Annotated in this window: 11 protein-coding genes; 4 read left to right on the top strand and 7 right to left on the bottom strand. The window is 72.6% G+C overall.

Translation table 11 applies throughout. From position 1 onward, the window contains the following. Window positions 1-19: 19 nt before the first annotated feature. The 4 genes from HUT06_RS13820 to ppdK all read right to left on the bottom strand — a co-directional run bounded on the left by HUT06_RS13820 (window position 20) and on the right by ppdK (window position 6,315). The gene (locus HUT06_RS13820) at window positions 20-1,246 is read right to left on the bottom strand and encodes an NAD(P)/FAD-dependent oxidoreductase (RefSeq protein WP_176196090.1); all 1,227 of its coding nucleotides are present in this window, start codon (window positions 1,244-1,246) and stop codon (window positions 20-22) included. 120 nt (window positions 1,247-1,366) lie between these two features. Beyond that, window positions 1,367-2,641: a deoxyguanosinetriphosphate triphosphohydrolase gene (locus tag HUT06_RS13815; protein WP_176196089.1), complete on the bottom strand. Its 1,275-nt coding sequence runs from the start codon at window positions 2,639-2,641 to the stop codon at window positions 1,367-1,369. Between the two features lie 32 nt (window positions 2,642-2,673). Beyond that, entirely contained in the window at window positions 2,674-3,474 is an 801-nt protein-coding gene (locus HUT06_RS13810) for a YdcF family protein (protein ID WP_176196088.1), read from the bottom strand. Between the two features lie 129 nt (window positions 3,475-3,603). Further along, on the bottom strand, window positions 3,604-6,315 hold the full coding sequence (gene ppdK / locus HUT06_RS13805) for a pyruvate, phosphate dikinase (protein WP_176196087.1): 2,712 nt from the start codon (window positions 6,313-6,315) through the stop codon (window positions 3,604-3,606). Window positions 6,316-6,634: 319 nt separating this feature from the next. Here ppdK and HUT06_RS13800 point away from each other — a divergent pair, with 319 nt between their 5' ends. The 3 genes from HUT06_RS13800 (at window position 6,635) to HUT06_RS13790 (ending at window position 10,826) form a co-directional block, all read left to right on the top strand. Beyond that, complete coding sequence (locus HUT06_RS13800; RefSeq protein WP_254715163.1) at window positions 6,635-8,521, top strand: glycoside hydrolase family 15 protein; 1,887 nt, start codon at window positions 6,635-6,637, stop codon at window positions 8,519-8,521. Window positions 8,522-8,631: 110 nt separating this feature from the next. Beyond that, window positions 8,632-9,750: a DUF4190 domain-containing protein gene (locus HUT06_RS13795; RefSeq protein WP_176196086.1), complete on the top strand. Its 1,119-nt coding sequence runs from the start codon at window positions 8,632-8,634 to the stop codon at window positions 9,748-9,750. Continuing rightward, entirely contained in the window at window positions 9,747-10,826 is a 1,080-nt protein-coding gene (locus HUT06_RS13790; RefSeq protein ID WP_176196085.1) for a DUF4190 domain-containing protein, read from the top strand. Before HUT06_RS13795 ends, HUT06_RS13790 begins: the two co-directional genes overlap by 4 nt. Window positions 10,827-10,876: 50 nt before the next feature. Here HUT06_RS13790 and secD read toward each other — a convergent pair whose 3' ends face one another. Together secD and HUT06_RS13780 are read right to left on the bottom strand one after the other, a co-directional pair. Beyond that, window positions 10,877-13,144 carry a protein translocase subunit SecD gene (secD, locus tag HUT06_RS13785; protein WP_176196084.1) on the bottom strand — a complete coding sequence of 756 codons (2,268 nt, stop codon included), beginning with the start codon at window positions 13,142-13,144 and terminating at the stop codon, window positions 10,877-10,879. A 36-nt stretch (window positions 13,145-13,180) separates the two neighbouring features. After that, window positions 13,181-13,675: a hypothetical protein gene (locus HUT06_RS13780; protein WP_176196083.1), complete on the bottom strand. Its 495-nt coding sequence runs from the start codon at window positions 13,673-13,675 to the stop codon at window positions 13,181-13,183. Window positions 13,676-14,004: 329 nt separating this feature from the next. On the opposite strand from HUT06_RS13780, the gene HUT06_RS13775 reads away from it, so the two are divergent. Beyond that, window positions 14,005-14,679, top strand: a complete 675-nt coding sequence (locus tag HUT06_RS13775) for a hypothetical protein (protein ID WP_176196082.1) — start codon at window positions 14,005-14,007, stop codon at window positions 14,677-14,679. 122 nt (window positions 14,680-14,801) lie between these two features. Here the strand turns inward: HUT06_RS13775 and HUT06_RS13770 are convergent, their stop codons facing one another. After that, window positions 14,802-16,190, bottom strand: coding sequence for a glycine--tRNA ligase (locus tag HUT06_RS13770; protein ID WP_176196081.1), 1,389 nt, complete (start codon window positions 16,188-16,190; stop codon window positions 14,802-14,804). Window positions 16,191-16,256: the final 66 nt, after the last annotated feature.

The raw sequence follows: 16,256 nt of genomic DNA, 5'->3' as shown, positions 1-16,256 counted from the left end.
CGACTGTACGCGGGCGGGATCAGGCGAGATCGGCCAGCGGCACCGCGGGGTCGGCGAGGCGCGCGGCGTCCACCGGGCGCTGCGCGCGGATCAGCGCCTGGACGTCCCCCGTCACGTCCCACACGTTGACGTTCATCCCGGCGACGACCCGCCCGCCGGACAGCCAGAACGCGATGAACTCCCGGGCCGCGCGATCGCCCCGGTACACGACCTGGTCGTACTCCCCCGGCGACGCGACGCCCGACATCTCCATGCCGAGGTCGTACTGGTCGCTGAAGAAGTACGGGATCCGGTCGTAGACGACGTCCTGGCCGAGCATGGCGCGGGCGGCGGCGGGCCCGCCGTTCAGCGCGTTCGCCCAGTGCTCCACCCGGATCCGCCGGCCGAGCAGCGGGTGGTAGGCGTTCGCGACGTCGCCGGCGGCGAAGATGTCGGGATCGGACGTGCGCAGCGACTGGTCGACGAGGATCCCGTCGGACACCTCCAGGCCCGCCTCCTCCGCGAGCCGGGTGTTGGGCCGCACGCCGATGCCGACGACCACGACGTCCGCCGGCACCTCGGCGCCGCCGGAGGTCACGACGGCCGACACCTGCCCGGCGCCCCAGAACCCGGCGACGCCCTGGTCGAGCCGCAGGTCGACGCCGTGCTCGCGGTGCAGGTCGGCGAACATCCCGCCGAGCTCGGGCCCCATCGCGGCGTGCAGCGGCGCCGGCTCCGGCTCGATCACCGTGACGTCGTTGCCGTAGGCGCGGGCGGCGGCGGCCGCCTCCAGCCCGATCCAGCCCGCGCCCGCCACCACGACGCGCCGGCCGCCGTGCGCGAGCGCCTGCTTGAGCGCCGCCGAGTCGGCCATCGTGCGCAGGTAGTGGATGCCCTGCAGCTTGGCCCCGGGCACGTCCAGCCGCCGCACGGACGCGCCCGTCGCCAGCAGCAGCCGGTCGTAGCCCACCGGCTCCCCGGTGGACAGCCGCACCTGGTGCGCGGCCCGGTCGACGGCCGCGACGGAGGTGCCGAGCCGCAGCTCCACGTCGTGCTTGTCGTACCAGTCCGCCTCGTGGACGTGCGCCTTGTCGCGCGGCTCCTTGTCCAGCAGGAAGCCCTTGGACAGCGGCGGCCGCTCGTAGGGCCGCTCGATCTCGTCCCCCACCAGCAGGACCCTGCCCGTGAAGCCCTCGGCGCGCAGGGTCTCCGCCGCCTTGGCGCCGGCCAGGCTCGCACCGGCTATGACGAACGTCTCCTCGGGCATGGCGACCTCCTGTGATTGACCTGTAGCTATAGCTATAGCCGCGGCACGGGAGGAACAAGGGCCACAGGTGCGCGTCGGACCGCCGCCGCGCGCTCGCGGCGGCCCCGGCGGGCGCGCCGATCAGCGCGGACGGCCGCCCAGCATGCGGTGCCGGGCGATCGCGGACAGGTCGGTCAGCGAGGCGATCTGGTCGATGACGGCGCGCAGCCGGGCCGCGTCGCCGGCGGCCTCGGTGAAGGCCGCGCGGAACCCCGGGTCGAGCGTGCCGGGCGCGCCGGCCAGCATCAGCTCGGCCAGCTCGGTGATCAGCGTCCGCTGCCGGGCCCGGATCTCCTCGTGGCTGATCCACACGTAGTGCGCCGTGATCCCCTTGAGCAGGGCGTTCTCCAGCCGCTGCGCGCGCGGCACGATCAGCTCGGCCGCGTACCGGGTGAGCGGGCGGTCGCCGTAGGCGGCGCGGGTCGCCGACTCGGCGGCCAGGCAGAACCGGCCGATCAGCGTGCTGGTCAGGTTCTTCAGGGCGGCGAGGCTGCGCGGCGTCCCGTCGTAGCGGTCCGGCCAGTACGGCTCGGCGAGCAGCGCCGTGAAGCGCTCCTCCAGCTCGGCGAGGTCGGCGTCCGGGCAGTACAGCTTGGCGGCGGTGGCGGCGACGAGGCGGCGCTCGGCCGGGTCGGCGAGCCGGGCGAAGTCGACGTGCCCGGCGACCAGCGCGTCCTCCAGGTCGTGGACGGAGTAGGCGACGTCGTCGCTCCAGTCCATCACCTGGGCCTCGAAGCACGTCCGGCCCTCGGGCGCGCCCTCCCGGACCCAGGCGGCGACGTCCAGGTCGTCGGGGTAGACGCCGAACTTGCCGTGCACCGCCTCGGCCTGCGTCCACGGGTACTTCATCGCGGCGTCCAGCGCGGCGCGGGTCAGGTTCAGGCCCACGCTGCGGCCGTGCAGGGGCGGGCCGTCCGGCGCGAACGACTTCGGCTCCAGCCGGGTCAGGACGCGCAGGCTCTGCGCGTTGCCCTCGAAGCCGCCGCAGTCGCGGGCGACGATGTCCAGGGCGTACTCGCCGTTGTGGCCGAACGGAGGGTGCCCGATGTCGTGCGACAGGCACGCCGCCTCGACCAGGTCGGGGTCGCAGCCGAGGGACTTGCCGAGCTCCCGGCCCACCTGCGCGCACTCCAGCGAGTGCGTCAGCCGGGTGCGCAGGCTCTGCACGGTGTCGGCCGCCGCGTCCGCGCCCGGCGAGGCGACCTGGGTCTTGGCGGCCAGCCGCCGCAGCGCGGCGCTGTGCAGGACGCGGGCGCGGTCGCGCTCGAACGCCGTCCGGTCGCGGCGCTTGGCCGGCTCCGGGGCCCACCGCCGCCGGTCGCGGGCGTCGTAGCCCGCAGTGTCATTGCTCGTCATGGCCCTATCCAGGGTAAGCGGGCGCGGCCTGTTCAGCGGCTCGGCGGCGCCGAGGACGGCGCCCGCGTCGTCGCGGGGGACGACGGGCCCGGCGTCGCGGACGGGTCGATGCGGATGCGCTTGATGGTCTCGTCCGGCACCTGGACGCTCTTGCCCAGCAACACGTACGACAGGTAGCCGCCGGTCTCCCGGACGATGTAGTTGAACTGCGTGTCGCGGGTCTGCACGCTGGGGCCGCTCCGGGTCGGCGACGCGGCCGCCTCGATGCCCTGGTCCTCGGCCATCTTCTTGGACCGCAGCCCGTGCCAGGGGTCGGTGACGATCACGGCGGACGACCAGTGGTGCCGGTCGAACTCGCTGCCGACCGCCTTGAGGCTCTCCAGCGTGTCCCGGCCGACCGGCACCGCGAAGACCTTGGCGGCGGGCACCCCGCCCTCCTCGATCAGCCAGGCGCGCCCGGCGCCCGCCTCGGTGTAGTTGTCGCCGGGGGCCTTGCCGCCGACGGTGACGATGGCGGGCGCGACGCCGTCGCGGTAGAGCCGCAGGGCGTGCTGGAGCCGCCACTTCAGCGTCGGGGACGGCCGCCCGTTGTACTGCGCGGCGCCCAGCACGATGATCGCGTCGGAGCGGGGCCGCTCGTCCTGCCGGGCCTGGTACCAGATCCGGGTGCCGACGGTCAGCGGGGTCAGCACGGCGATCGCGAGCAGCCCGAGGACGATGCTCACCGGAACCGTGAACCAGGGCGAGCGGCGGCGCCGCCGGCGCTCGCCGTCCGGGGTCTCGGCGGCGGGCTCTTCGGGCTGGGGCTCCGGCAAATGCACTTCCAACGTCATCGCATCGGACACACTAGGTGAGATGGTCCGGCGCGCGCCCGAAGTTCGGAGGTCCCGCGTGTTACGGACCCCACACGCGCCTCGGCGGCCGGTCCCCCGCCGGAGGGAACCGGCCGCCCGCCGGGTGCGTCAGCGGCTGTCGCTGCCGGCCCTCCCGCCGCCCGCGGCGTCGGCCGCCGCGATCGCCGCGCGGCCGGCCTCCAGCCGCGCGACGGGGACGCGGAACGGCGAGCAGGACACGTAGTCCAGGCCGACCTCGTGGCAGAAGTGCACCGAGTCGGGGTCGCCGCCGTGCTCGCCGCAGATGCCGAGCTTGAGGCCCGGCCGGGCCCGGCGGCCCTCCTGCGCGGCGATCCGGACGAGCCGCCCGACGCCCTCCCGGTCGAGGGTCTCGAACGGCGACGCCCCGAAGATGCCGAGCTCCAGGTAGCGGGAGAAGAACGCCGCCTCGACGTCGTCGCGGGAGAAGCCCCACGTCGTCTGGGTGAGGTCGTTGGTGCCGAAGGAGAAGAACTCGGCGGCCTCGGCGATCTGCCCGGCGGTCAGCGCCGCCCGCGGCAGCTCGATCATGGTGCCGATCAGCGCCGCGACGTCGGTGCCGGTGGCCTCCCGCACCTGCGCGAGGATGCCGCGGGCCTCGTCGCGGACCGCCTCCAGCTCCTGCACCGCGCCGACGAGCGGGATCATGATCTCCGGGCGCGGGTCGCCGCCCGCGCGGCGGCGCGCCGCCGCGGCCTCGGCGATCGCGCGCACCTGCATGGCGAACAGGCCGGGAATCACCAAACCGAGCCGCACGCCGCGCAGTCCGAGCATAGGGTTCTGCTCGTGCAGTCGGGTGACTGCCTCGAGCAGTCTCCGGTCCTTGGCGTCCGCGTCCTCGCCCGCGAGCGCGACCCTGACCGACAGCTCGGTGATGTCGGGGAGGAATTCGTGCAGGGGCGGGTCGATGAGGCGGATCGTGACGGGCAGCCCGTCCATGGCCGCGAAGATGCCCTCGAAGTCGCCGCGCTGCAGCGGCTCCAGGGCGTCCAGCGCGGCCTGCCGCTCGGCGTCGTCCGCGGCGAGCACGAGCTCCTCGATCAGCTGCCGCCGCTCGCCGAGGAACATGTGCTCGGTGCGGCACAGCCCGATGCCGGCGGCGCCGAACCGGCGGGCCCGCGCCGAGTCCTCGGGGTTGTCGGAGTTCGCGCGGACCTTCAGCGCGGCGCGCGCGTCGGCGTGCTTCATGACGCGGTCGACGGCCGTGACGAGGTCGTCGCCGTCGCCGGCCGCGAGCTCGCCCTCGAAGTACCGGACGACGGGCGAGTCCTCCACGGGTACCTCGCCGAGGTAGACGTCGCCGGACGACCCGTCGATCGAGATGACGTCGCCCTCGGCCACGGTCACGCCGCCGGGGGCGGTGAAGTGCCCGTTCCTGACGTCGACGTCGAGCTCCTCGGCGCCGCACACGCAGGTCTTGCCCATGCCGCGCGCGACGACGGCGGCGTGCGAGGTCTTGCCGCCGCGCGAGGTCAGCACGCCCTTCGCGGCCACCATGCCGGAGAGGTCGTCGGGGTTGGTCTCGCGGCGCACGAGGATCACGTCCTCGCCCCGGCCGGCCAGCTCCACCGCGCGGGCGGAGCTGAACACGGCCTTGCCGACGGCCGCGCCCGGCGAGGCGTTCATGCCCTTGGTCAGTTTCCGGACGCCGTCCACCCTGCTCGCGAAGCGGGGGAACATCAGCTGCGCGAGCTGGTCGCCGGTGACGCGGCGGGCCGCCTCGTCCACGTCGATGAGCCCCTGGTCGAGCAGCTGGCAGGCGATGCGGAACGCCGCGGCGGCGGTCCGCTTGCCCACCCGGGTCTGCAGCATCCACAGCTTCCCGCGCTCGATCGTGAACTCGATGTCGCACATGTCGAGGTAGTGGTTCTCCAGCGTCTCCATGATCTTCAGGAGCCCGTCGTAGGAGGCCTTGTCGATGCGCTCCAGCTCGGTCAGCGGCACCGTGTTGCGGATGCCGGCGACGACGTCCTCGCCCTGCGCGTTCTGCAGGTAGTCGCCGTAGATGCCCTGCTGGCCGGACGCGGGGTCGCGGGTGAACGCGACGCCGGTGCCGGAGTCCCGGCCCATGTTGCCGAAGACCATCGAGCAGATGTTCACGGCGGTGCCGAGGTCGACGGGGATGCGCTCCTGCCGCCGGTAGAGGATCGCGCGGTCGGCGTTCCAGGAGTCGAACACCGCCTTGACGGCGAGGTCCATCTGCTCGCGCGGGTCGGTCGGGAAGTCCCGCCCGGCCCGCTCCCGCACGATCTCCTTGAACCGGCCGACGAGCGCCTCGAAGTCCGCGGCGGTGAGGTCGGCGTCGTCGTCGCTGCCGCGCTCGCGCTTGGCGTCCTCGATGGCGTCCTCGAACAGGTCGCCGTCGATGTCCAGCACGGTCTTGCCGAACATCTGGATCAGCCGCCGGTAGGAGTCCCACGCGAACCGCTCGTCGCCCGCCTGGGCGGCGAGCCCGTGCACGGACTCGTCGTTCAGCCCCACGTTGAGGACGGTCTCCATCATTCCCGGCATGCTGAACTTGGCGCCCGACCGCACGCTCACCAGCAGCGGGTCGTCGCTCTGGCCGAGCTTCTTGCCCATCGCGGACTCGAGGCCGGCGAGGTGCGCGTTCACCTCGTCCGCCAGTCCCTCGGGCAGGTTCCCGTGCTCGAGGTAGTGCCGGCAGGCCTCGGTGGTGATCGTGAACCCGGGGGGCACGGGCAGTCCGAGGTTGGTCATCTCGGCCAGGTTGGCGCCCTTGCCGCCCAGCAGGTCCTTGAGGTCCTTGTTGCCCTCAGTGAAGTCGTACACGAACTTCGGCACGGGGAGCTCCTTCTCGCTCCGGTTCCACCCAGTGGCAGGTCCGGGCCCGCCGCGCCGGGGGCGCGCGCCGTCGCGTTCCCCCAGGCAGAAGCGGGTCCGCTGCCCTGTTTGCCGGGACTGTACCCGCGCCCGCCGCGGTTCCTCGGCGCCCGGTGCGCCGGAGGGAGTTTTCGCAGCTCAGACCGCAGATAATGGTCTATTCCAATGGGGAGACCAGCGCCACACCCGCGTCCGGGGCGGCGGCCGGGAGGCACGCGGCCGGCCGCTCTGGCGCGCCCACGGCTCGGGAGAGGTAATGATGGATCAAGGAGGTGACGTTGTGAGGCCGAAGGTCGCCGGCGGCCGGGCGGGAGATCCGTTCGCCCCGATCGCCGATTTCGGGTTCCTGTCCGACTGCGAGACGACCGCACTGGTCGCGCCGAGCGGGAACATCGAGTGGATGTGCCTGCCGAAGATGGACTCGCCGAGCGTGTTCGGGTCGATCCTGGACCGCGACGCCGGGTACTTCCGCGTCGGCCCGGCGGGCGTCGAGGTGCCCGCCGCGCAGCGCTACATCCCCGGCACCATGGTGATGGAGACCACCTGGTGGGTGCACGGGGGCTGGCTGGTGGTGACGGACGCCCTGCTGATGGGCCCGTGGCACCACGAGACGGAACGGTCCCACACGCACCGCAGGGCCCCCACCGACTACGACGCCGACCACGTCCTGCTGCGGATGGTGCGGTGCGTGAACGGGCAGGTCCAGGTCCGGCTCGACTGCATGCCGGTGTTCGACTACGGGCAGACGCCCGCGCGCTGGGAGCACACCGGCGCCGGGTACCACGAGGCCGTCGCGCGCGGCAACGGGATCGGGCTGCGGCTCACCACCGACATGAACGTCGGGTTCGAGGGGTCGCTCGCCACGTCCCGGACGCTGCTGAAGCAGGGCGAGTCGCGGTTCGTGGCGCTGTCGTGGAGCGAGCACGCGGCGCCGTCCTCGTGGGAGGAGGCGCAGGAGCGGCTCGTCTGGACCGTCCACCACTGGCAGCACTGGCTGGACCGGGGCCGCTTCCCCGACCACCCGTGGCGCAGCCACCTGCAGCGCAGCGCGCTGACGCTGAAGGGGCTGACGTTCGCGCCGTCGGGCGCGGTCGCGGCGGCGGCGACGACCTCGCTGCCGGAGGCGCCGGGCGGCGACCGGAACTGGGACTACCGCTACACCTGGATACGCGACTCCACGATGGCGCTGTGGGCGTTCTACACGCTCGGCTACGACTGGGAGGCCAACGACTTCTTCTACTTCATCACCGACGTCGCCGAGGCCGCCGAGGGCAAGCTGCAGATCATGTACGGCCTGGACGGGCGGGAGGAACTGCCCGAGTCCACGCTGGAGCACCTCACCGGCTACGGCAACGCCCGTCCCGTCCGCATCGGCAACGAGGCGTACATGCAGGCGCAGCACGACGTGTGGGGCGCGATCATCGGCTCCATCTACCTGTTCGTGCGCAAGCGGGACCGGCTCGACGACCGGCTCTGGAAGATCATCATCAAGCAGGTGGAGGACGCGCTCGCCAACTGGCGCACCCCCGACTGCGGGATGTGGGAGGTGCGCGGCGAGCCGCAGCACTTCACCTCCTCGAAGGTCTTCTGCTGGGTGGCGGCCGAGCGCGGCGCCCGGCTCGCCCGGGTCCGCGGCGACCAGGACCGGGCGCGCCGCTGGCAGGCCGCCGCCGACGAGATCCACGCGGACGTGCTCGCGAACGCGCTGGACGAGCGGGGCGTGTTCACCGCGCACTACGGCGCGACGGCGCTGGACGCCTCGGCGCTGCTGATCCCGCTGCTCGGGTTCCTGCCCGCCGACGACAAGCGGGTCCGCGAGACCGTGCTCGCCATCGCCGACGAGCTGTCGGAGGACGACCTCGTCCTGCGCTACCGGGCCGGGGAGACCGACGACGGCTTCGAGTCCGACGAGGGCACGTTCACGATCTGCTCGTTCTGGCTGGTCAGCACGCTGGTGATGATCGGCGAGCTGGAGCGGGCCCGCGCGCTGTGCGAGAAGCTGCTGTCGTACGCGAGCCCGCTGCAGCTGTACGCCGAGGAGATCGACCCGCACACGGGCCGGCACCTCGGCAACTTCCCGCAGGCGTTCACCCATCTGGCGCTGATCAACGCGGTCATGCAGGTGATCAGCGCGGAGAACGACGAGCCGCAGCCCCCGCTCGCCTGACCGGACGGATGGCCGGGGCGGCGTCCCGGCCATCCGGAGGCTTGATCACAAGTTGATCGACATACGCCGGAAATGACCCTTTTGTCGGACGCCCCGGCTACCGTTCCGCCGTGACCACGCCACCGTCCGCTGACGACCTCCCGGACGACCCCACCCCCGCCTGGGCCTCGCCCGACGTACCCGCCCCCACCGACGCACCCGTCTCCCCCGGCCCACCGGCCTCCCAGGCACCACCGCCCGGCGCGTTACCGCCCGCTCTCGCGCCGGGGCCCGGCCCCGCGCGGACGAACCGGCTGGCGGTCACCGCCCTGGTCACCGGCGTCCTCGCGCTGGTCCCGCTGGCGATCGGCTTCGGCATCGCCGCGCTCGTCCAGGCCGGCCGCCGCGGCGAGAAGGGCAAGGGCCTCGCCGCCGGCGGCCTCGCGGCCTCGGCCGTCTGGATCGTCGTCGCCGCGCTCGCCGCCGCCACGGCCGTCGGCTCCGTGCTCACCGTCGACCGCGACGCGTCGGGGCACGTCACCGGGAAGGACAGGGTGCTCCCCTCCTTCCTGCACGTCGGCGACTGCTTCGCCGGCTTCACCGGGGACGTCCAGGCGTTCGTGACGGCGCTGCCTTGCACGCAGCCGCACAACGGCGAGGCCGCCGCCCGGCTGAACCTGACCGGCACCGGCTACCCCGGCGACCAGGAGGTCCTCCGCCAGGCGGACGAAGCGTGCGGGCTGCGCCTCGCCGGGCTGCAGAAGAGCAGGTACGCCGAGCACCTGCAGTCGTACGTCGTCCTCCCGAACCGGACCACGTGGCGGGCCGGGGACCGGGAGGTCCTCTGCCTGATGCACTACGAGGGCACCGGGAAGATCACCACCCCGCTCGCCGCGACCCTGGACCCGGGCCTGAAGCTCTGGCACGAACTCGACCGCGGCGACTGCCTCGGCAAGTGGAAGCACAAGAGCCTGGTCCAGCGCGTCCTCCCCTGCACCGGGGAGCACTGGATCGAGGTCGTCGCCGTCTTCGAGCTGAAGGGCGGGGCGTACCCGGGCACGAAGGGCACCGACCGCAAGGCCGAGGCCGGTTGCGACAAGCGCTTCGCGAAGGTCTTCCGCAGGCACCCCGAACCGGACCTGGTCTCCTGGATGATGCCGCAGAAGGGCGAGTGGGAGACCGGCATCCGCACCGCCGTGTGCATGGGCGAGAGCGAAGACCGCCCCCTCAAGAAGCCGCTGCTGCCATGACCGCCCCCGAACCACCGGAAACATCGCAGCCGGGCGCCTGGGCACCACCGGACACTCCCGCAGAGCCCCCGCCGGACGCGCCGGCGGGGACGGGGCCGTCGCTCGCGGAGCCGTCCGCCGCGGGCCCGCGGCGGACGAACCGGTTCGCGGTCGTCGCGCTCGTCGCGGGCCTGCTCGGCATGGTCCTGTTCGCGGTCGGTTTCGCCGTCGCCGCCTTCGTCCAGACCGGGCGCCGCGGCGAGAAGGGCACCGGCCTGGCCGTCGGCGGGCTCGCCGCCGCCCTGGTCTGGGTCGCCGCCATCGCCGTCGTCGTCACCGTCGGGCCGCTGTCCCCGGACACCTCCGTGCCCGCCGCCCGCACGGACGGCAAGGTCGCGGTCACCGCGATGCGGCCGGGCGACTGCTTCAGCGAGTTCGAGGAGAGCCCCGCCGGCATGTTCGCGCGGCCGCTGCCGTGCACCACGCCGCACCAGGGCGAGGTCAGCGCCGAGGCCGAGCTGCCGGCCGTGCCGTACCCGGGCACGGAAGAGCTCGGCAACCGGGCGTGGACGGTCTGCCGCGAGCGGACGGAGTTCCTGGAGAAGAGCCGCTACGGCAAGGACCTCCGGCTCCACGTCGCGCCGCCGGACGAGGAGGCGTGGAAGGACGGCGACCACGCGGCCACCTGCGTCATGCGCTACACCGGGTCCGGCCTGCTCCCGGCGTCCCTCGACCAGACCATCGAGACCAAGGACCAGTACACCCCGCAACTCCAGCCCGGAGACTGCGTCAAGAAATGGGATGACAACGGCGACCAGCCGCTCGTCCCCTGCACCGAGGAGCACGAGTACGAGGTGCTCGCGGTCTACACGATGCCCGGCCGCAAGTACCCGGGGGACGCGAAGATGGATCGGAAGGCGCTGGAGGGCTGCGCCAAGCGCGCGGTCAAGGTGTGGCGGTCGAAGCCTCCGTTCGACATCGCCGACATGGGGTGGGCCGGCCCCGACAAGCTGGGCTGGGAGGCCGGGAACCGGCTGATCATCTGCCTCGTGACGGGCCGGGACGGTTTCCTCAAGCACTCCGTCGTCCCGCACTGACCGCGTGCCGCCGCCGGTGCCAGGCCGGCACCGGCGGCGGCACGCGGGCGCTAGACGACGGCGCCGGAGCTGTCCGCGGTGCGGCGGACCGGCTTCTTCGCCTTGCCCTGCGGCGGCGGGGACTTCGCGAACGGCTCCAGGACGACCGCGATCGGCGTCGCGGTGAACACGCTGGAGTACGTCCCGACGACGATGCCGATCAGCAGGGCGATCGCGAAGTCGGTCAGCGAGTCGCCGCCGAGGAACGCGAGGGCCGCGAGGATGAACAGCGCGCCCATGCCGGTGTTGATCGTGCGCGGGACGGTCTGCAGCGTGCCCCGGTTCGCGATCTCGGCGAACCGGGCCTTGGGATTGGCGCCCCACAGCTCCCGGACCCGGTCGAACACCACGACGGAGTCGTTCACCGAGTACCCGATGACGGTGAGCAGCGCGGCGAGGAACACCCCGTCGATCGGTTTGCCGAGCCAGGCGAAGACGCCGGTGACGATCGTGATGTCGTGGAACATCGCGAGGACGGAGCCGGCCGCGAACGTCCAGCGGAACCTGATCGTCAGGTAGGCCAGCTGCGCGAGCAGCGCGATGCCGAGGGCGATCAGCGCGTTCTTGCGCAGCTCCTCGCCGAGGCTCGGCCCGATCAGCTCGTCGCGCTGCTTGGTCGCGCCGCCGCCCTCCTTGGCGAGGGCCTCCTGGATCCGCTTCTCCTCCTCGTTGGTGAGGTCGGACGTGCGGACGGAGATGTCGTCCTGCCCGGAGGTCTGGACGACCGCGCGCGGGAACCCGGCGTCGGCGACGGCCGCGCGGGCCTTGTCGATGTCGAGGTGCTGGCCGGTGGAGTACTCGACCAGGCGCCCGCCGGTGAACTCCACGCCGAAGTTCAGCCCGCGGGTGAAGATCCCGGTCATCGCGACGACGACCGCGAGCACGGAGATGCCGATCCACATCCGGCTGCGCTTCATGATGTCGGGGCCGCTGTTCTCCAGCCAGTTGCGGATCCGCCCCGGACCGGCCAGCCCGCCGGCCCGGCCCTTCATGATCTTGGGCATCCGGGCGGCGGCGGCGTCGGTGAGCACGCGGCTGAGCAGCATCGCCGAGACGAGGGAGGCCAGCACACCGATGGTCAGCGTGACACCGAAGCCCCGGACCGGCCCGGAGGCGAGCCAGAACAGCAGGCCGCCCGCGAGCAGCGTCGTGACGGCGGAGTCGGCGATCGCCGACCACGCCTTGTTGAACCCGATCGTGAGCGCGTTGCGCGCGCTGCGGCCCGGTGCCGCCGCCCGTTCCTCTCTCGCCCGTTCGAAGGCGAGCACGTTCGCGTCGATCGCCATGCCGATGGCAAGGACGAACCCGGCCAGGCCGGGCAAGGTGAGCGTCGCCCCGATCGCGACGAGCGCCGCGTAGGAGATCAGCGCGTAGCCGGCGAGGGCGACCGTCGCGAGGAAGCCGACGATGCGGTAGACGGCCACGATGAACAGGCCGGTCAGCAGGATGCCGATGACGGCGGCCTTGGCGCTGGCGTCGATGGCCTCGTCGCCGAGGGTCGGGCCGACCACCCGCTGCTCGATGATCTTCACGGGGACGGGCAGCGAGCCGCCCTGGATGAGGGCCGCGAGGTCCTTGGCCTCGTCGGCGGTGAAGTCGCCGGTGATCTGGGTGGAGCCGCCGGTGATGCCGACGCCGCACGGCACGCTCTGGGTGACCTGCGGCGAGGAGATGACCTTGCCGTCCAGCACGATCGCGACGCGCCGCTCGTCGCCGGTGGCGCAGGCGGCCTTGGCGGTCAGCTTCTCCCAGGTCTTGCCGCCGCTGCCCTTGAAGTCGACGTTGACGGCCCAGCCGCCGAGGTTCTGCGCGTCGTAGGAGGCGCTCGCCTCCCCGATGCCGGCGCCGGTGAGCGCGGCGGGGCCGATGAGGATCTGCTGCCCGCTCTCGTCCGGGATCAGCTGCTGCCCTTTCGCGGCCTTGCCGGTGTTGGGCAGCACGGGGTGCGCGGTGAGCTGCGCGGTCTTGCCGACCGCCTCGGTGGCGCGGGTCGGGTCCTGGACGTCGGGCAGCTCGACGATCAGCCGCTTCTCGCCGGACCGGGTGATGGACGACTCGGCGACGCCGAGCGCGTCGATGCGCCGGTGCAGGACCTCGCGGGCCCGGTCGGTGGACTCGCGGTTGGCCTTGGTGGTCTGCGAGTCCTGGGTCTCCAGGACGATCTGGGTACCGCCGCGCAGGTCCAGGCCGAGGCGGGCCGGCTTGGACCAGGCGAAATAGAACGATGTGGCGAGCACGGCGAACGCCAGTACCGCCCGCACCATGTTGGCGCGCGTCAAGAGGGAACCTCCACACGGGGGTTTCGGCACCGCGCCTCAGCGCGCGGCACCGCGGACAGATGGCTCAGATCCGTGCGGTGGAGGGGGTGCGCGGCCGCGGGGGGCGGCGGGGGGTGCGAGGTCGGGCGAGACGGGGGCGGCGGCGGGCCGGTACGGGCGTCCCGCCGGGGGCGGCACGTCGGTGCCGGCCGCCGGGAGCGCGGCGTGCACCGGCTGCGCGCCCGGCGCGGCGGCACCGGCCGCGTGCTGGGCCGCGGCGACGACGACCGCCTGCGCGCGGGGGCCGACCTGCGCGTGCCGGACCGTCCGCGGCTTGGTGGACGACCTGGTGCGGGTCTGCGCCTTCGCGACCGGCGCGGGCCGGACGCCGGAGACCGTCCCGGTGGCCGAGGCCCCGCCGTGGGCGCCGGCGCCGACCGGCCCGACGACGAAGCCGAGCAGGCCGAACAGGACGACGAGCAGCCGCGCGGCGGGCGTGCCCGCGAGGCGGCGCTGCGCAGGGGGCAGGGCGGGGTACCGCGCGTCGCGCATTCCGCCCTCTCCTCTCCCGCCGTCCTTCTCGCCGCCGGCCGACCGTCCGCCGGGCGGCCGTCCGCCGGTCCGTTCAGGCCAACCTAGCCCAGGTTCTCCGGGGCGGAGACGAGCTTCGTTTCCCGACGGCTGAAACACGGACGCAAATCCCCGTCAAGTGACCCGGCGTGACACTGTCGTCACCGGGCCCGGCTCTCCCGCCCCCACCAGCAGACACTAGGCGGTGTCCCAATCCGGCCAGGCCGCAATCGGCCGCCATCCATTGCCCGGCCCGACAACGCGAATTACTTTCGCGTATGCCCACCCCGAACCGGACAGAGGAGTCTCCGGTGGCACGTATCAGACAGACCGCGATCGTCGGGACCGCCGCACTGGCCGTCCTCGCCGCGGGGGTCGCCCCCGCGTACGCCGCGGGCACGACCATCCGCCAGGGCTCGGCCACGGCCGCCGCCTACTCCGGCAACGTCCAGGCGTCCCTGCTCGGCACCGCGACGGTGTCCACGTCGATCGGCAGCGGATCCTGCAGCGAGTCGACGATGACCGGATCCATCAACTCCGACGGCAGCGGCCTCGCCATCAGCAGCGCCAGCTTCAGCGGCGACAACGGCGGCCCCTGCTCCGGCAGCACCAGCTCGACCATCGAGACGCAGAACCTGCCGTGGACCGGCGGCAACGTGACCTACGACGCCGGGCACACCGGCGGCCGCGACGCCACGGTCACGATCAGCAACTTCAGCGTCAAGGCCACCGTGGACATCTTCGGCGGCATCAGCTGCCAGTACGGCGGCACGCTCACCGCAAACGGCTACAACGGCGACAACGCCTCGCGGCCCGACACCGGCAGCTCCGAGGCGCAGGTCGGCGTCCAGAACGCCCAGGTCAACAAGACCGGCGGCAGCTTCCTCTGCCCGGGTACCGCCACCGTCAGCGCCACGTACGCGCTGAAGGGCGAGACCTCCGCCGGATCCGGCACCTACGACCAGTCCCTGTACGTCACGGGCTGACCCGAGCCCCGTGACACCACGCTCCCGATAAGGACACGCTCCCAGGACGTGCTCCCATGAGAAGCGGGCCGCCCCCAACACGCGGGGGCGGCCCGTAGCGCTCTTGCGGCCCGGCCGGCGGGTCAGCAGCCGACGAGCTGCGCCGCGAGGAACGACTCGACCTGGCCGATCGCGATGCGCTCCTGGCTCATCGAGTCGCGCTCGCGGACGGTCACCGCGTCGTCCTCCAGGGTGTCGAAGTCGACGGTGACGCAGAACGGGGTGCCGATCTCGTCCTGGCGGCGGTAGCGGCGGCCGATCGCGCCCGCGTCGTCGAACTCGACGTTCCAGTGCCTGCGCAGCCGCGCGGCGAGGTCGCGGGCCTTCGGGGACAGGTCGGCGTTGCGCGACAGCGGCAGCACCGCGACCTTCACCGGGGCGAGCCGGCGGTCGAGCCGCATCACGGCGCGCTTCTCCATCTTCCCCTTGGCGTTGGGCGCCTCGTCCTCGGCGTAGGCGTCCATCATGAACGTGAGCGTGCAGCGGTCGACGCCCGCCGCGGGCTCGATCACGTACGGGGTGAACCGGTCGCCGGACTCCTGGTCGAAGAACGACAGGTCGGCGCCGGACGCCTTGGAGTGCGTGGTCAGGTCGTAGTCGGTGCGGTTGGCGATGCCCTCCAGCTCGCCCCACTCGCCGCCGACGAAGTCGAACCGGTACTCCACGTCGACGGTGCGCTTGGAGTAGTGCGACAGCTTCTCCTGCGGGTGCTCGAAGAGCCGCAGGTTCTCCTTGCGGATGCCGAGGTCGACGTACCACTGCATGCGCTCGTCGATCCAGTACTGGTGCCATTCCTCGTCGCTGCCGGGCTTGACGAAGAACTCCATCTCCATCTGCTCGAACTCGCGGGTCCGGAAGATGAAGTTGCCGGGCGTGATCTCGTTGCGGAACGACTTGCCGATCTGCCCGATGCCGAACGGCACCTTGCGGCGCGCGGACTGCTGGACGTTCAGGTAGTTGATGAAGATGCCCTGCGCGGTCTCGGGCCGCAGGTAGGCGAGGCCGGACTCGTCCTCGACGGGGCCGAGGTAGGTCTTGAGCAGGCCGTTGAACATCTTCGGCTCGGTGAACGAGCCCTTGACGCCGCAGTTCGGGCAGGTGATGTCGGCGAGCCCGGCCGCCGGCGGGCGGCCGTGCTTCTCCTCGTAGGCCTCTTCCAGGTGGTCGGCCCGGAAGCGCTTGTGGCAGGACTGGCACTCGGTGAGCGGGTCGACGAACGCCTGCACGTGGCCGCTGGCCTCCCAGACCTCGCGCGCCAGGATGACGCACGAGTCGAGGCCGACGATGTCGTCGCGGCCCTGCACCATGGACTTCCACCACTGGCGCTTGACGTTGTTCTTCAGCTCGACGCCGAGCGGCCCGTAGTCCCAGGAGGCGCGGAGCCCGCCGTAGATCTCGCTCGACGGGTAGACCAGGCCCCGCCGCTTGGCGAGGTTGACGATCGTGTCCAGCACATCGGAACGGCGTGCCATGAGTTCTTCTCCATCCGGCTGGCGGTCGGCGGGACAGTGAGTGCGCCCCGGTCCGCGCACGGCGGG

Source organism: Actinomadura sp. NAK00032 (assembly GCF_013364275.1).
Taxonomy (GTDB): domain Bacteria; phylum Actinomycetota; class Actinomycetes; order Streptosporangiales; family Streptosporangiaceae; genus Spirillospora.
Note: the sequence above shows the minus strand (reverse complement) of the source record. Positions and strands in the feature narration are given on the sequence as shown.